The following is a 15,773-nucleotide window of genomic DNA, read 5'->3' as shown; positions in this document are numbered from 1 at the left end:
CCGAGCGAAATAGCGAACGGGTACGTGCATCCACCCGTGGTTATGCTCGGGCCCGTGACCACAGCCGATGCGACGACACCGTTATCCACCTGGGCGCCGTTACGGTCGCGGATCTATCGGGCGCTGTGGGTCGCGCAGTTGGTCTCGAATCTGGGTACCTGGATGCAAACCGTCGGGGCGCAGTGGATTCTGGTCGATGCGCCCAATGCCGCGACGTTGGTGGCATTCGTGCAGACGGCGACGACGTTGCCGGTGATGCTGCTGTCGATTCCGTCCGGGGTGCTGGCGGATCTATTGGATCGGCGCAGGTTGCTGCTTGGGGCGCAATCGGCCATGGCGGTGTTGGCTGCGGTGCTCGCGGTCTCGACGGCGACCGGGCATACCACCCCTGGTGTGCTGTTGACGTTGTTGTTCCTGCTCGGGTGCGGGCAGGCGTTGACGGCACCGGCTTGGCAGGCTATCCAGCCGGAACTCGTTGCACGCGAAGAGATTCCGTCCGCCGCGGCGCTGGGCAGCATGAATATCAATATCGGGCGCTCGGTCGGGCCCGCTATCGCGGGTGTGCTGGTTTCGGTGTCCGGGCCGACGCTGGTGTTCGTGCTGAATGCGATCTCGTTCGTGGGCGTCGTCACGGTATTGCTCAGCTGGCGCAGACCGGTACGGGAGCGGAAGCTGCCCAGTGAACGTCCGATGGCTGCGCTGCAGGCGGGCACCCGGTTCATTCGCGCCGCGCCCGCGATTCGGCGGGTGCTGTTGCGCTCGATTCTTTTCATCGCCCCGGCGAGCGCGGTGTGGGCGCTGCTTCCGGTGATCGCCCGTGACGAACTCGGTTTGTCCTCCTCCGGCTACGGTCTGCTGCTCGGTGCGCTCGGCCTCGGCGCGGTGGCGGGGGCGATCGGCTTGCGGCGCGTCCGCGATCTGCTCACGCCCACGCAGCGCTTGACGGCGGCCGCGATCCTGTTCGGCATCGCCTCGGCGGGTGCGGCGGTGGTGCACAGCGTGCCGGTGGTGCTGGTGCTGTTGGTCGGGGCCGGATTCGCCTGGTTGCTCGCGATGTCGACGATGAACTCGACCATGCAATTGCTACTGCCCGCATGGGTGCGGGCGCGCGGGTTGTCGGTGTACATGCTGGTGTTCATGGGCGGCCAGGCACTCGGTTCGCTGGTGTGGGGTTTGGTCGCGGGAGCGGTGGGCCCGGTGGCCGCGCTGGTGGCGGCCGCGGTGCTGTTGGCAGGCTCCGCGCTGAGTTCGGTCTGGTTGCCGATCCGCCACAATGCGGAGGAATTGGATCTGAGCCCGAGCGCCTTCTGGCCGGAACCGCAGCTCGTGGTCGAGCCGGATCCCGAGGACGGTCCGGTGCTGGTGCTGCGCACCTACGATGTCCCGCCGGAGAAGGTCGACGAATTCCTGGCCGCGATGGTGTTCGTCGGACGGTCCGTGCAGCGCACCGGCGCGATGGAATGGCGGCTGTATCGCGACGTCGGGGTGGTCGATCGCTATGTGGAGGCATTCGTGGTGCGCTCCTGGTCGGAGCATATGCATCAGCATCAGGTGCGGCTCACCGCCCAGGATCAGCTGCGCGAACGTGCCGTCGCGGAGTACATGATCGGCCAGGACACCACCACACACCTGGTCGCGGTAGCGACGCCGTAGGTCGCGTCGAGCCGGGGTGATTATGCAGGTATCGGCGCACACCCATAGACTGTCCGGCATGCGGATGTTCCTGGATATCCTCCTGATCATCACCAGCGTGCTGCTGGTGCTGCTGGTGCTGCTGCACCGCGCCAAGGGTGGAGGTCTGTCCAGCTTGTTTGGTGGCGGCGTGCAGTCCAGCCTGTCGGGTTCGACCGTCGTCGAGAAGAACCTCGACCGCATCACCATCTTCACCGGTTTGATCTGGCTTATCGCCATCCTCGGTATCGGCCTGGAGATCAAGTTCGCTTGAGCTTCCTGGCGACGATGACGGCTGCCGCCGTCGCCGCCGCCAGCACAGGGGTCGCGACGACGAAGGCCGTCGCATAACCGTCACCGATAACCGGCGCGACGACCAGGGGCCCCAGCATCTGCCCGGCACCATAGCCTGCGGTGAGGGTGGCCGCGGCGCGGTGGTCGGTCAGTTCGGTGCCGATCTGGATCGCGAGCATGCAGATGCCCATGAACGTCCCGCCGAAGAGCGCCGCCGCGATGATCGCCGACCACACGGTCGTCGAGGAGGCGAGCAAGGCCGACGATGCGCACTGCGCGAGCAGTGCGAGGACCAGGGCGGTCGTCGGCGTCCAGCGACGTGCCGCAATGCTCCAGAGCACCGCCGGTGCGGCAGTCGCGCCGACGATCACCCACATCGCCGAGCCCACGGTCGCGTTGTGTGCGCCGACGGCGGCCACCAAGAAGGTGCCGATCACGATATAGCCGACGCCTTCGAGCGAGTAGGCGATGAGCAGCGCACGCCAAGCCGCACTCGTGCGTTTGGCGGCGACCACCTCGACGCTCTGTCGGCTGTGGATATCCAAGCGGAACGCGGGCAGTAGTAGCAGGGCGGTCAGTCCGGCGGCACCGAGCCACAGCCCCTGCCAGGACAGCACCGGTCGCGCGGCCAGCGCGAGCAATCCGGTGACGGCGATACCGAATCCGACGCCGCCGAAGGCGATGCCTGCCGCATGCGTGCGGCCACTGAGCCGAGCGATCGCGCCCGCGCACCCGACGAAGATCACCGCACTTGCCACGCCCGCGATCAGTCGCAGCAGCGCCGGAAGCACCGTCGGGCCGGGCAGTACGACCAGTGCTTCGCTGGCCACCAGGACCCCGGCCGAAATCCGAAAAATATTGCGGCTGTTCAGATCCGGGCGACGCGCGAGCAGCACCGCGCCCGCGAGATATCCCCCGTAGTTGGCAGCGGCGATCAGCGCGCCATCGTGGGCATCGATGCGGTACGCGTCCATCATCGCGGGCAGCAGCGGTGTGTAGGCGAAGCGCCCGACACCGACGGCGCCGGCGAGGCCCGCACCTGCGGCGAGTGCCGGTGCGAGGGTGCGGCGCGGGGGGTCGAGGAGAGCTGATCCGGTCACGAGATTCGACGGTATGGTCCGCCGCCGAGCCTGTGAAATGCTTTCTGTGCACGATGTATACGCTCGACGCATGGATATCGAGCTGCGGCATCTGCGGGCGTACCTCGCACTGTGCGAGGAAGCGAACTACACCCGCGCCGCCGCCCGGCTACACCTCAGCCAGCCCGCGCTGACCAGGACCATTCAGCAGTTGGAGCGGCTGGTCGAATGCCGGTTGATCGAGCGCACGTCCCGGCGTTTCGAGCTGACCGACGAGGGGGCCGAGCTGCTCGAACACAGCCGACGCATCATCGGCGATATCGAGACCGTCCAGGCGGATCTGCGCATGCGCGCCACGATCGAGGTCGGATTCTCCTGGTTGCTGCCCGATGCCTGGTTCGCCGCGGCCCGCAGCCGCTATGAGGCCCTGGGTGGCCGGATTTCGCTGCGCCGCGTGGAGGATCCGATGGCGGCACTCGACGACCGCTCGATCGATATCGCCTTCCACCGCAACGATATCTGGCTCCCGCATCATCTCGAATCTCGCGAAATCGGTTCGGAGCAGCGGGTTCTGGCGGTTTCGGTGCATTCGCCGCTGGCTACCGCGGTCGAGGTGCGCTGGGCCGATCTCGCGCACTATCCGCTGGTGGCCAATACCGTTTCCGGCACCACCAATGCCGAATCATGGGATTCGCCCGATCCGAACCGCACCGTCGTCACGTGCACGAATTTCGACGAATGGATCGAACTGGTCGCGGCGGAACGCGGTATCGGGATTGTGCCGGTGCTGGCGCGCACTCGCGCACCGCATCCGGGCGTGGTCTATGTCGATATCGTGGATGCGCCGCGATCGCATATCTATCTGACCTGGCGGGTCAAGCCGACGCCATTGCGATCGGTAGACCGTTTCCTGAGTCTCGTGTGACTATCAGTCGTTGCGCGGAATGCGGCCGTCGACGTCGGTGAAACCGTATTCCTCGGCGAGATCCGCTATGCGCCAGGCCGATCCGGAGCGTTGGCGGCGGTTCGGATCGGCGGCCAGTGCGACGACAGCACGACCGGGAAAGCGAGGGGATTCGGCGCTGTCGAGATCGTAGCTGCCCTCACCGGGGAGGGTAACGACCCGTCGGCCGTCCTTATCGCGTGGAACCATTTGCAGCAGTTCGGTATCGACGATTCCGGGCCACAGCGAGACCACCGTGACGCCGGTCTCGGCGAGATCGTCGGCCATATCCGAGGTGAGGCGGTCCAGCGCGGCCTTGGCGACACCGTATACCGCATTGTGCATGTAGCGCTCGGCGCCCGGAGAGGAGATATTGGCGATCAGGCCCGCCGATTCGATCAGCAGCGGAGCCGCGAAAACGCTTGCGACATAATGTGATCGGACGCCGATATCGAAGGTCTCATCCCAGGCCCGCGGCGGCACCTCCCAGAACGGTTTGCCCAGCCATCGCGCGGCGGCAGGGGCGTTGTAGACATTGTTCACCAGCACATCGAGTCGGCCGTGCTCGCTGCGGACCCGTTCGAAGAGCCGTTCGGCCGCATCGTCGTCGTGGTGATCGCAGACGACCGGAATCCCGACGCCGCCGAGCAGGTCTATCTCCGCCGCGGTCGCGTGCACGGTCCCCGGCAGGCGTCCCGGTGCGGCCGAGCGTCCGGTGATGTACACCGTGGCGCCCGCCGCGCCCAATTCCAGCGCGATGCCCTTGCCGATGCCGCGGCTCGCGCCGGTCACCACCGCGACCCGGCCGCTTAGAACCTGAGGTATTCCGTTCATGATCCCGGGACATTACCGTGAAACAAGAACACGTTCTAGCAACTGGAGGCCGTAGTGGAATCGACCCATCGGTTCGTGACGAACAACGGCATACGCATGCATGTCGCCCAGCACGGCGAGGGGCATCCGGTGATCTTCTGCCACGGCTTTCCGCACACCTGGTTCATGTGGCATCGCCAGCTGGCGGCGGTCGCCGCGGCGGGCTACCGGGCCGTCGCGCCGGATTTGCGTGGCTACGGGCGCACCGATGTGCCAACCGCTATCGAGGACTATACGAATCGCGCAGTCATCGCCGACCTGCTCGGCCTGCTCGATGACATGGATGCCGAGCAGGCGGTCTTCGTCGGACTGGACTTCGGGGCCGCGCTGGTATGGGAGTTGGCGTTGCGCGCGCCGGAGCGGGTGAGCGGCGTCATCGTGCTCAATAATCCGTTCGCCCCGCGGCCGCCGCGCGCGCCATCGCACCTGTGGGCGAAGGCCGCCCGGCGTCACTTCCTGCACCTGGACTATTTCCAGAAGCCGGGTGTGGCCGATGCCGAACTGGGCGGCCGCACAAGGGAATTTCTGGCTCGCGTCTACTATTCGCTCAGCGCCGACTACCACTACCTCGATACCTGGCAATTCCCGGCCGAGGGCACCGGCTACCTCGACGTTCTCCCCGAAGCCCCACCGCTGCCGTGGCGCTGGCTCACCATCGCCGAATTCGATGCCCTGGCAGAGGATTTCGAGCGCACCGGATTCACCGGCGGGCTCAATTGGTACCGGGTGCTCGATCGGAACTGGGAACTCACCGCCGAATTCGCCGATGCCGTAATCTCCGTTCCGACGTATTTCCTTTACGGTGACCGAGATCCGGATATGGAGGGATTCAGTGGGCGCGACCCGCTGGCGACCCTCCGTGCGAACGTTTCCGATCTACGCGCCGTCACCAAGATCGCGGACGCGGGCCATCTGGTGCAGTTGGAACGCACCGACGAGGTCAACGCCTTGATTACCACCCACCTGCGCGACCTGGTCCCGAATCCGGCTCTCACGTGATAGCCCGACGTGCGGGTCAGCGGTATTCGTCGGTGAGTTCGGGGTAGTCGCCCCAACTGGGCAGTGGGCGTCGGTCCAGGTAGGCGGTGAGACGGTCCAGCAGGTACTGCCAGCGGGGGCCGACCGAGCAGGCGTCGGCGGGGTAGATGTGGCGGCGGATCAGCTCGAGATTGGTGACGACGCCCACCTGGGTCATATGCAGTTCGAGGATGCCGCCGTCGACATGGATCACCAGATCATGTGGTGCGCGACAGTCTTCGACGCGGATCGCGATGGGGCCGGGGACCGGTCCGTCGAATGGTTCGATGGTCAGGTTGCCATTGCCGCCGATGACCTTGCCGAACCAACGATCCAACTGCCGATGTTCGGCGCAGGCGGACCATACGTCGAGTACGGGCATGCGGAACGACCGCAGATAGTGCAGCAGCACCCGGCCTTCCTCGATCGCCCGATCGTGTTCGGGTCGCACCTCGCCGAGCATGGACATCATGGTCATAGCCGCGCCCTTTCGCCGCTGGTCACCGTGTGTCCACTGTATTTCCTCGGTGATGCCACCGAATCCGATTCACCGCAAGTCGGCTACCGCGTGTCGGATCGGTCGGCGCTACCGGGAGGTACTGACGAGGTCGGTGGCGGCGGATTCGATTCGGGATTCGTCGAGGAGGACGGTACTGGCGGCCGGGCCCAAGGGGATGAAGGAATCTGCGCTGGTTACGCGGGTTATGGGCCCGTCGAAACCGGCGTCGATCAGGGCGGCGCAGACGGCTTCGGAGACGCCGCCGGTATGTCGCGTTTCGTCCGCGATGAGGACTCGGCCGGTGGCGCGAGCGTGGTGCAGTAGGTCGTCGAGAGGGAGCGGCGAGAGCCAGCGGAGATCGAGGACGCGGGCTCGGATGCCTCGAGCCGACAGGCGCTGGGCTGCTCGCAGACTCATGGGGACGCCGTTGGCGAAGGTGACGATGGTGAGGTCCCTGCCGTCGCCGTCGCCGTCGCCGTCGCCGTCGCCGTCGCCGTCGCCGTCGCCGTCGCCGTAGACACGGGCGCGGCCGATGGCGATGTGTTCGGTATCGGAAGGTGTTGCGAGCCAGGCATTGTCGCCGGGGTGGTGCAGGTCGCGGGTGTGATAGAGGGCGATGGGTTCGAGGTAGACGCAGACGCGGCCGTCGACGCGGGCCGCGGAGACGCAGGTTCGTAGCATGGCGGCGGCGTCATCGCCGCGGGCTGGGGAGGCGATGATCAGGCCGGGGATGTCGCGCAGTGCCGCGATGGAATTGTCGTTGTGAAAGTGGCCGCCGAACCCCTTCTGGTAGCCGTAACCGGCGATGCGGACGACCATCGGATTCCGGTATTGCCCCTGGGAGAAGTACGACAGCGTGGCGGCTTCCCCGCGCAACTGGTCGGCGGCATTGTGCACATAGGCGAGATACTGGATCTCCGGAATCGGTACGAATCCGGCGAGCCCGGCGCCCAAAGCCGTTCCCAGCACGCTTTGTTCGTCGAGCAGCGTATCGAAGACGCGGCGAACTCCGAACTGCTTCTGCAGGCCCTTGGTGACGCCGTACACGCCGCCCTTGCGTCCGACATCCTCGCCGAAGACGAGCACATCGGGATCCCGGTCGAGCAGCCCGGCGAGCGTCTGATTGATCGCCTGCGCCACTGTCACCGAATCGCCTTGTGCGACCGTGCGTTCCGCTGTCTGTTGCGTGGCCGTGAGTGGCTGTCCGTTACCCCGACTATCACCAGGCTGGCCGACCACTCCGGACCTGAGCGGACCTCGACGAAGTACATCGGTCCGCACCAGGTCCGGATGCAGCGGGGCCAACGGTGCCATTACCGCGGCGGCGGAAGCCAGTTTTGGTTCGCCCCAGACCAATTCGGCCATGGCGGCGACGCGGCCACCGATATCGTCGTAGCGTGCGAGGACTTCGCTCGGGGTGGCGACGCCGGAGGTGACCAGGAGGCGTGCGGTTGCCGTCACCGGGTCGCGACGCAGGTCGGCGGCGATATCGGCAGGGGTGCGATAGGCGGATTCGACATCGGATCCGGCGTGGCCCATGAGCCGTACGGTGCGCAAGTGGAGGAAGGCGGGTTTGCGGTGTTCGCGCACCCAGTCGGCCGCCTGGGTCGCGGTTGTCGCGGCGTCGAGGAGATCGCAGCCGTCCGCGTCGAAATACTGCAGGCCGAGGCGGATGCCGTAGGACTGTTCGATCCAGCCGGGCGGGGTGGGGACGCTGATGCCGATCCCATTGTCCTCGCAGACGAGTAGCAGCGGTAATGGAACCCCTTGGCGCGCAGTGTGGATCGCGGCATTGATGGCACCAGCGGCGGTGGAGTGATTGGCGGAGGCATCGCCGAAACTGCAGAGTACTACCGAATCCGACGGCCATTCGCCCGCGACGCCGAGCCGTGCCGCGCGCTCGATCGCGAAGGCGAGTCCGACGGCGCGCGGCAGATGCGACGCGATGGTGGAGGTCTGCGGGATCACCCCGGCCGGTTTGCTGCCGAAAACCTTATGACGGCCGCCGGATATCGGATCGGCGGCCGCCGCGACCACGCCGAGCAGCACATCCCGGATCGGGTCGAGACCGGGCACCTGCCTGCTCCGGTGCACGAAGAATGCCCCCGAGCGATAGTGCAGCAGCGCCGGATCGGACGGGCGCAGGGCCGCTGCCACCGCCGCGTTGCCCTCATGCCCGGATGACCCGATGCTGTAATAGCCGCGCTTGGCACCGCCCAGCTGGCGCGCTGCGAGATCGAGATGCCGACTGGTCGCCTGCGATTCGAACAGGTCCAGGCACTGGGCTCCGGTGAGCCCGCCACCCTCGAGCGGCTGCTCGATGGGTTGGCTCGGTCGCGGTTCCAGCGCCGATAGCTCGGCACGAAATCGCTCATCAAGGTCGACTCGCTGTTCGGTCACGCTGTGATCATCTCCGACGAACACCGCTCCGGGTGCCCGATTTCGGCGCGATTTCCGAAAATATTCGGATCACCTCGATGGATGCGAGAAACTTCTCCGAGTAGAACGGTCCCAAATCGAGGATTTGTCGGCTATCTCTCGGTTGGGATGCTCCCTACGGCGACCCGGTCATCGCACGACTCACAGCCGAACGCGCCAGTGGCTCACCGCCCGTGCGCGGACTGGTTCTCGGCGCAACGGCACAGTGGTTGCGGAGTCAGTTGGCGGCGCCGGGCAATGCCGCCGCGGCGTCGCGATCCAGTAGCCACGTAGTGGATTCCGACCCGACGGCGCCCGCCGCGGGAATCTTCACCGGATCCGCACCCGCAACCGCCGCGGCAACAGCCTCGGCCTTGGCCGCGCCGCCGACAACCAGCACAACATGTCGGCTGTGCCGCACCGCGGGCAGCGTCAGCGTGACCCGAACCGGCGGTGGCTTGGGCGAATCCGATACCGCGACAACGAGTTCGTGCTGTTCGCGCACCGCAGTGGTATGTGGGAACAGCGAATTCACATGCCCCTCGCCGCCCATACCAAGTAGATGCAGATCGAAGGCCCCGTGCGCGGCCAGGTGCGCGTGCACCGCCGCCGAATACTCCGCCGCGGCCTCGACCGGATCCGGATACTCGCCATCGGAGGTGGCGACCGGATGCACCCGCGATGGATCCAATGGCACGTGATCCAGCAGCGCCTCCCGCGCCTGCAGATCATTGCGCTCGGAATCACCCGAGGGTACGAATCGCTCGTCGCCCCAGAACACATCGAGTCGCGACCAATCGATATCGCCGGGTGTCTTGCGGACCAATTCCAGCAGTCCGATCCCGGTTCCACCGCCGGTCAACACCACCGATGCGGAACCACGTGCGGCCTGCGCCGCCACCACGACGGCGACGAAGCGTGCGGCCGCGGCGGCAACCAAAGCGTCGGTGTTGTCATGTACTGCCACCACTGGTGCTGCGGAGTCGCCGCGCTCACTCATAGGTCACCTTCTCGATTCCGGCGAGCGCCTCGGCATAGATGTCGTCGGCATCCAGCCGACGCAGTTCTTCGGCGAGGCAGTCGCGAGTTTCCCGGCGCGCCAACGCGATTCGCTGATCCGGGTCACCGGTGCGGGTCAGTGTCGCGGTGCGCCCGGTCTGCGGCCGCTCGATCGCGATCGACACCGTCGCGCGGTGCACCTCCACCCGCAACTCACCCGAGCGGCGCCGCACCGGACAGTCGAGCCGGGCGGCCAACCAGCCCGCGAGCATATCCAGCGCGGGTTCGTCGCGCAGCCCGGAGATGACGACCGAGTTCACCGGTTCGAACGGCGCTTCGTCCAGGGCGGCCGCCAGCAACGCCCGCCAATAGGTGATGCGACTCCACGCCAGATCGGTATCCCCGGAGGCGTAGGAGTCGAGCCGATTCTTGATCGTCGCCTGCGGATCGGGGGCGAAGGTGGCATCGGTGATCCGGCGAGTCGCCAAACGACCCACCGAATCCTTGGACGGGAACTCCGGGGCACCACGCGGCCACCAGGCCACCACCGGAGTATCCGGCAGCAGGAACGGGATGACGACGCTGCTCTCATGGTTGATCAGATCACCCTGCAGCCGCAGCACTATCACCTCGGCTGCACCCGCATCACCGCCGACCCGGATCTGGGCATCCAATCGCGTCTCGGCCTCGCGGTCCCCGCGCGCCAAAACGACCACGCGACAGGGATGTTCGCGGCTGGCGTCATTGGCGGCGTCGATGGCGTCCTCGGCTTCGGAGCTGTCCAGCGTGCACACGACCAGGGTCAGCACCCGGCCCATGGTGATCACGCCATTGCTCTCGCGCAGGCGTACCAGGCGTTTGGTGACCTCGGAGGTGGTGGTCTGTGGCATATCGACGATCATGGCCGCCGCCATTCACGCCCGGTGCGGGCCAGCATCTCATCAGCCGAGGTCGGACCCCAGGTCCCCGCCTCGTACTGTTCGGGTTTGCCGTCGGCGGCCCAGTGCTCGAGCACCGGATCCAGAATGCGCCAGGACAATTCGACCTCCGCGTTGACCGGGAACAGGGACGGCACCCCGAGCAGCACATCGAGGATCAGGCGTTCGTAGGCCTCGGGGGAGGATTCGGTGAACGCCTCGCCGTAGCTGAAATCCATATTGACGTCGCGCACTTCCATGCTCGACCCTGGCACCTTCGAGCCGAATCGGGTAGTGATGCCCTCGTCGGGCTGCACCCGGATCACCACTGCGTTCTGCCCGAGATCCTCGGTCATGGTCTGGTCGAACGGCAGATGCGGGGCCCGCTTGAACACCACTGCGATCTCGGTCACCCTGCGGCCCAGGCGTTTTCCGGTGCGCAGATAGAACGGCACACCCGCCCAGCGTCGGGTGTCGATCTCGAGGGTGATCGCCGCGTAGGTCTCGGTGCGCGATTGCGGGTCGAAACCCTCCTCGTCGAGCAGGCCGACCACATGCTCGCCGCCCTGCCAGCCCTCGGCGTACTGTCCGCGCGCGGTGGTTTCATCAAGGGGCTCAACGAGTTTGGTCGCCGAGAGCACCTTGATCTTCTCGGCCTGCAACTGCTTGGGCTCGAAGCTGATCGGCTCCTCCATGGCGGTCAGCGCGAGCAACTGCAGCAGGTGGTTCTGGATGACATCACGGGCCGCGCCGATGCCGTCGTAATAGCCGGCCCGCCCACCCAATCCGATGTCCTCGGCCATGGTGATCTGCACATGGTCGACGTAATTGGCATTCCAGATCGGCTCGTAGAGCTGGTTGGCGAAGCGCAGTGCCAGGATGTTCTGCACCGTCTCCTTGCCGAGATAGTGATCGATGCGGAATACCGTCTCCTCCGGGAACACCCGGTTGACCAGTGCGTTGAGTTCGACCGCACTGTGCAGATCGTGGCCGAACGGCTTCTCGATCACCACCCGGCGCCACGGCTTGTGGCCCGCGCTATCGGCTTGCACCGGTTGGGCCAGTTTGTGCTCGGAGAGCTGATCGAGCACCACCGGGAACATATTCGGCGGAATCGACAGGTAGAAGGCGTGATTGCCGCCGGTGCCCCGGTCCTTGTCCAGCTTCGCGAGGGTGTCGGCGAGTCTGGCGAAGGCGGAATCGTCGTCGAAGGAACCCTGGACGAATCGGATGCCCTCGGCCAGATAGTCCCAGACCTCCTGCCGAAAGGGTGTGCGGGCGTGTGCCTTCACCGCATCGAGAACGACCCTCGCGAAGTCCTCGTCCTCGTAGTCCCGGCGGGCGAAGCCGACCAGGGCGAAGCCCGGGGGCAGCAGCCCCCGGTTCGCCAGATCGTAAATGGCCGGCATCAGTTTCTTCCGGGACAGATCGCCGGTGACGCCGAAGATCACCATGCTGCATGGCCCCGCGATGCGGGTGACCCGCTTATCCCGCTCGTCGCGGAGCGGGTTCTTCCAGGTATTCGTCTGAGTGCCGGCCATCGGATCAGTTATCCCGAGTCTTGGCCAGTTCGCCTGCCGTGGCGGAAAGCAGCTCCTCCCACGACTTCTCGAACTTCTCGACACCCTCGCGCTCGAGCACGTCGAACACATCATCGAGGTCGATGCCGACCGCGACGAGCTTGTCGAAGACCTCCTGCGCGGCCGCGGCGGCACCGCTGACGGCGTCGCCCCGGATCTCGCCGTGATCGGCGACCGCCTCGAGCGTCTTCTCCGGCAGCGTGTTCACCGTATTCGGCGCGACCAGCTCGGTGACGTACAGCGTGTCCGAGTACTCCGGATTCTTGACACCCGTCGAAGCCCACAGCGGTCGTTGCCGATTCGCGCCGCTGGACGCCAGATGCGAGTAGGTCGAGGTGTGCGTACCACCGTCGAAGACATCCTGGTATTCGGCGTAGGCCAGGTGTGCGTTGGCGACACCGGCTCGTCCGCGCAGTGCCAGCGCCTCCGGCGTGCCGATCGCCTCGAGCCGCTTATCGATCTCGGTGTCCACGCGGGAGACGAAGAACGAAGCGACCGAATGGATCTTGGCCAGATCGTGGCTGGCGGCCTTGGCGCCGCGTAGACCGTCGAGGTAGGCGCCCATCACCTGGCGGTAGCGCTTGACCGAGAAGATCAGCGTCACGTTGACGCTGATGCCCTCCGCGATCACTCGGGTGATCGCGGGCAGTCCCGCCTCGGTGGCCGGAATCTTGATGAACATGTTGGGCCGGTCCACCGTCTTCCACAGGTCGATGGCCTGGGCGACCGTCTGCTCGGCGTCGAAGGCCAGGCGCGGGTCGACCTCGATGGAGACCCGGCCGTCGACGCCGTTGGTGGCCTCGTAGACGCCGGCCAGCACGTCGCAGGCCGCACGCACGTCGTCGGTGGTGATGGTCCGGATCGCGGAATCCACATCCGTGCCTTGGGCGGCAAGCTCTTTCACCTGGCCGTCGTAGGCGTGGCCCTTGCTCAGGGCGCCCTGGAAGATGGTCGGATTGGTGGTGACGCCGACGACACTGCGGGTTTCGATGAGCTCGGCGAGGTTGCCGGACTGGATCCGGTCCCGTGACAGATCATCGAGCCACACCGAGACGCCCGCGGCCGAGAGGGCGGCGAGGTTTTTGTTCTGTGCCATGAGCTCTTATCCCTTCACGTTTTCCAGCGTGCGCTGCGCGGCAGCCACCACGGCTTCCGCGGTGATCCCGAACTCGCGGAACAAGGTCTTGAAATCGGCCGAGGCACCGAAGTGCTCGATCGATACGATCTCGCCCGCATCACCGGTGAACCGGTACCACGGCATCGCGATTCCGGCCTCGACAGCCACGCGAGCGGCGATCGCCGGCGGCAATACCTCGTCCCGATACGCCTTGTCCTGCGCGTCGAACCACTCCACGCACGGCATCGAGACCACCCGGGTGCCGATGCCCTGCGCCTCCAGCGTAGTGCGGGCGGCGACCGCGAGTTGGAGCTCGGAGCCGGTCGCGATCAGGATTACCTGCGGGATGCCGGTGGACGCCTCGGCCAGCACGTAGCCACCCTTCTTGACGCCTTCGTAGCTGGTGCCCTCGAGGATCGGCAGATCCTGGCGGGTCAGTGCGAGCGCGGACGGTCCGTCCTGGTGGGCGGGCTCGGAGACCGAGAAGTGCGAGGTGTGCTCGCTGCTGTCGCGCTCCAGGATGGTGCGCCAGGCGTATGTGGTCTCGTTGGCGTCGCCGGGGCGGACGACGTTCAGACCCGGAATCGCGCGTAGCGCGGCCAGATGTTCGATCGGCTGATGCGTCGGGCCGTCCTCACCGAGGCCGATGGAGTCGTGCGTCCACACGTAGATCGCGGGCACGCGCATGAGCGCGGCCAAGCGCACGGCCGGACGCATGTAGTCGGAGAAGACCAGGAAGGTGCCGCCGTACGGACGGGTCGGGCCGTGCAGGGCGATGCCGTTGAGGATCGCGCCCATGGCGTGCTCACGGACACCGAAATGCAGGGTGCGGCCGTACGGGTTGGCCTTCCACATGCCGGTCGAAATCGATTCCGGACCGAAGCTCGGCGCGTCCGGCATGGTGGTGTTGTTGGATTCGGCGAGGTCGGCCGAACCGCCCCACAGCTCCGGCAGCACCGGCGCCAGCGTGGCGAGCACCTTGCCGGACGCCTTGCGGGTAGCCATCCCCTTCGGATCCGCCTCGTAGGTCGGCAGATGCGCGGCCCAGCCCGCGGGCAGCTCACGCTTGGCGAGCCGATCGAACAGCGCCTTGTGCTGCGGGTTGGCGGCGGCCCACGCATCGTACTGCTGCTGCCAGGCCGCATGCGCCTGCCGACCACGCTCGACGACTTCGCGGGTGTGCGCGATGACATCGTCATCGACCTGGAAGTTCTTTTCCGGGTCGAAGCCGAGGATCTTCTTGGTGGCGGCCACTTCGTCGGCGCCGAGTGCGGCGCCGTGCGCGGCGCCGGTGTTCATTTTGTTCGGCGCCGGGAAGCCGATGATGGTGCGCAACACGATGATCGAGGGCTTACCGGTCTCCGCCTTGGCCGCGGCCAGCGCCGCCTCGATGGCGACGACGTCCTCGCCGCCATCGACCACCTGCACATGCCAGCCGTACGCCCGGTATCGCTCAGCGACATTCTCGGTGAAGGCGATGGTGGTGTCGTCCTCGATGGAGATCTTGTTGTCGTCGTAGATCACGACCAGATTGCCCAGCTGCTGGGTGCCCGCGAGCGAGGAAGCCTCGGAGGTGACGCCCTCCTCCATATCACCATCGGAGGCGATGACGTAGATGAAGTGGTCGAACGGGCTGGTGCCTGGTGCGGCGTCCGGGTCGAACAGACCGCGCTCACGCCGCGCCGCCATCGCCATACCGACCGCGGAGGCCAGACCCTGACCCAGTGGGCCGGTGGTGATCTCGACGCCGTCGGTGTGGCGGAATTCGGGGTGGCCCGGAGTGAGCGAGCCCCATTTGCGCAGATGTTCGAGATCATCCAGCTCCAGACCGTATCCGGCCAGGTAGAGCTGGATGTACTGGGTGATGCTGGAGTGACCGCAGGACAGTACGAAGCGGTCCCGGCCGACCCAGCTCGGATCGCTCGGGTCCACGCGCATGGTGCGCTGATAGAGCGTGTAGGCCAGCGGTGCGAGGCTCATCGCGGTGCCGGGGTGCCCGTTCCCGGCGTTCTGCACCGAGTCGGCGGCTAGAACCCGGACAGTGTCGACGGCCTTGGTGTCCAGATCCGTCCAGTCGTCCGGGTGGTTCGGCTGAGTGAGGGCGCGGATGTCGTCTGTCACTGACACGACCGAGGTTCTCCTGACATTGGTTTCGTCGACGGTGGCGGCGGGGTGCACGCACGGCAGCGGTGGAATGCGGACCGGCTTACCCCAACTACCCTAGATGTGCCCGATGACCGGCATGTGAGGAACCCGGCTTACTTCGAGTGTCGAATCGCTCCGGCACCGTGCCGGAGCGAGGGGCTACGGAACGATGGCTGTGCGGCTGGGTCTACCATCGTCTGTAGTAGTTGCCGCCTCGCACC

General features: G+C 66.3%; 13 protein-coding genes. 4 read left to right on the top strand and 9 right to left on the bottom strand.

Annotated elements, in window-relative coordinates:
* Nucleotides 1–42: 42 nt before the first annotated feature.
* Complete coding sequence (locus AB0J29_RS08285) at nucleotides 43–1,653, top strand: MFS transporter (protein ID WP_364781754.1); 1,611 nt, start codon at nucleotides 43–45, stop codon at nucleotides 1,651–1,653.
* A gap of 58 nt (nucleotides 1,654–1,711) precedes the next feature.
* Nucleotides 1,712–1,945, top strand: coding sequence for a preprotein translocase subunit SecG (secG, locus tag AB0J29_RS08280; RefSeq protein WP_062991810.1), 234 nt, complete (start codon nucleotides 1,712–1,714; stop codon nucleotides 1,943–1,945).
* On the opposite strand, the gene AB0J29_RS08275 is transcribed toward secG, so the two are convergent.
* A complete protein-coding gene (locus AB0J29_RS08275; protein WP_364781301.1) occupies nucleotides 1,932–3,065 on the bottom strand; it encodes a YbfB/YjiJ family MFS transporter in 1,134 nt (377 codons plus the stop codon). The genes secG and AB0J29_RS08275 overlap by 14 nt on opposite strands.
* 70 nt (nucleotides 3,066–3,135) lie before the next feature.
* On the opposite strand from AB0J29_RS08275, the gene AB0J29_RS08270 reads away from it, so the two are divergent.
* Nucleotides 3,136–3,969, top strand: coding sequence for a LysR family transcriptional regulator (locus tag AB0J29_RS08270; RefSeq protein WP_364781298.1), 834 nt, complete (start codon nucleotides 3,136–3,138; stop codon nucleotides 3,967–3,969).
* Nucleotides 3,970–3,972: 3 nt separating this feature from the next.
* Here the strand turns inward: AB0J29_RS08270 and AB0J29_RS08265 are convergent, their stop codons facing one another.
* Entirely contained in the window at nucleotides 3,973–4,821 is an 849-nt protein-coding gene (locus AB0J29_RS08265; protein WP_364781295.1) for an SDR family NAD(P)-dependent oxidoreductase, read from the bottom strand.
* A 54-nt stretch (nucleotides 4,822–4,875) separates the two neighbouring features.
* On the opposite strand from AB0J29_RS08265, the gene AB0J29_RS08260 reads away from it, so the two are divergent.
* A complete protein-coding gene (locus tag AB0J29_RS08260; protein WP_364781292.1) occupies nucleotides 4,876–5,859 on the top strand; it encodes an alpha/beta hydrolase in 984 nt (327 codons plus the stop codon).
* Nucleotides 5,860–5,875: 16 nt separating this feature from the next.
* On the opposite strand, the gene AB0J29_RS08255 is transcribed toward AB0J29_RS08260, so the two are convergent.
* From AB0J29_RS08255 to tkt, 7 genes are all read right to left on the bottom strand, one after another.
* Nucleotides 5,876–6,355 (bottom strand): hypothetical protein, encoded by a 480-nt coding sequence (locus tag AB0J29_RS08255; RefSeq protein WP_364781289.1) that lies wholly within the window; start codon nucleotides 6,353–6,355, stop codon nucleotides 5,876–5,878.
* Between the two features lie 108 nt (nucleotides 6,356–6,463).
* Nucleotides 6,464–8,776 carry a thiamine pyrophosphate-dependent enzyme gene (locus tag AB0J29_RS08250; RefSeq protein WP_364781286.1) on the bottom strand — a complete coding sequence of 771 codons (2,313 nt, stop codon included), beginning with the start codon at nucleotides 8,774–8,776 and terminating at the stop codon, nucleotides 6,464–6,466.
* Nucleotides 8,777–9,032: 256 nt separating this feature from the next.
* Nucleotides 9,033–9,794 carry a 6-phosphogluconolactonase gene (pgl, locus tag AB0J29_RS08245; protein ID WP_364781283.1) on the bottom strand — a complete coding sequence of 254 codons (762 nt, stop codon included), beginning with the start codon at nucleotides 9,792–9,794 and terminating at the stop codon, nucleotides 9,033–9,035.
* Nucleotides 9,787–10,695, bottom strand: coding sequence for a glucose-6-phosphate dehydrogenase assembly protein OpcA (gene opcA, locus AB0J29_RS08240; RefSeq protein ID WP_364781280.1), 909 nt, complete (start codon nucleotides 10,693–10,695; stop codon nucleotides 9,787–9,789). The genes pgl and opcA overlap by 8 nt, the downstream gene beginning before the upstream one ends.
* Entirely contained in the window at nucleotides 10,692–12,251 is a 1,560-nt protein-coding gene (gene zwf, locus AB0J29_RS08235) for a glucose-6-phosphate dehydrogenase (RefSeq protein ID WP_364781277.1), read from the bottom strand. The genes opcA and zwf overlap by 4 nt, the downstream gene beginning before the upstream one ends.
* 4 nt (nucleotides 12,252–12,255) lie before the next feature.
* A complete protein-coding gene (tal, locus tag AB0J29_RS08230; RefSeq protein ID WP_364781274.1) occupies nucleotides 12,256–13,386 on the bottom strand; it encodes a transaldolase in 1,131 nt (376 codons plus the stop codon).
* A 6-nt stretch (nucleotides 13,387–13,392) separates the two neighbouring features.
* Nucleotides 13,393–15,534: a transketolase gene (gene tkt, locus AB0J29_RS08225; RefSeq protein ID WP_364781271.1), complete on the bottom strand. Its 2,142-nt coding sequence runs from the start codon at nucleotides 15,532–15,534 to the stop codon at nucleotides 13,393–13,395.
* Nucleotides 15,535–15,773: the final 239 nt, after the last annotated feature.

The sequence above is a fragment of the Nocardia sp. NPDC049707 genome, from assembly GCF_040674855.1.
Lineage (GTDB): Bacteria > Actinomycetota > Actinomycetes > Mycobacteriales > Mycobacteriaceae > Nocardia.
The sequence above is the reverse complement of the archived record's forward strand: the minus strand, read 5'-3'. Positions and strand labels throughout refer to the sequence as shown.

Bases quoted from the DNA above. Each gene is read 5' to 3' on its own strand.
- AB0J29_RS08285 (WP_364781754.1), top strand. From the start codon at position 43: ATGCTCGGGCCCGTGACCACAGCCGATGCGACGACACCGTTATCCACC.
- secG (WP_062991810.1), top strand. From the start codon at position 1,712: ATGCGGATGTTCCTGGATATCCTCCTGATCATCACCAGCGTGCTGCTG.
- AB0J29_RS08270 (WP_364781298.1), top strand. From the start codon at position 3,136: ATGGATATCGAGCTGCGGCATCTGCGGGCGTACCTCGCACTGTGCGAG.
- AB0J29_RS08265 (WP_364781295.1), bottom strand. From the start codon at position 4,821: ATGAACGGAATACCTCAGGTTCTAAGCGGCCGGGTCGCGGTGGTGACC.
- AB0J29_RS08255 (WP_364781289.1), bottom strand. From the start codon at position 6,355: ATGACCATGATGTCCATGCTCGGCGAGGTGCGACCCGAACACGATCGG.
- pgl (WP_364781283.1), bottom strand. From the start codon at position 9,794: ATGAGTGAGCGCGGCGACTCCGCAGCACCAGTGGTGGCAGTACATGAC.
- opcA (WP_364781280.1), bottom strand. From the start codon at position 10,695: ATGATCGTCGATATGCCACAGACCACCACCTCCGAGGTCACCAAACGC.
- zwf (WP_364781277.1), bottom strand. From the start codon at position 12,251: ATGGCCGGCACTCAGACGAATACCTGGAAGAACCCGCTCCGCGACGAG.
- tal (WP_364781274.1), bottom strand. From the start codon at position 13,386: ATGGCACAGAACAAAAACCTCGCCGCCCTCTCGGCCGCGGGCGTCTCG.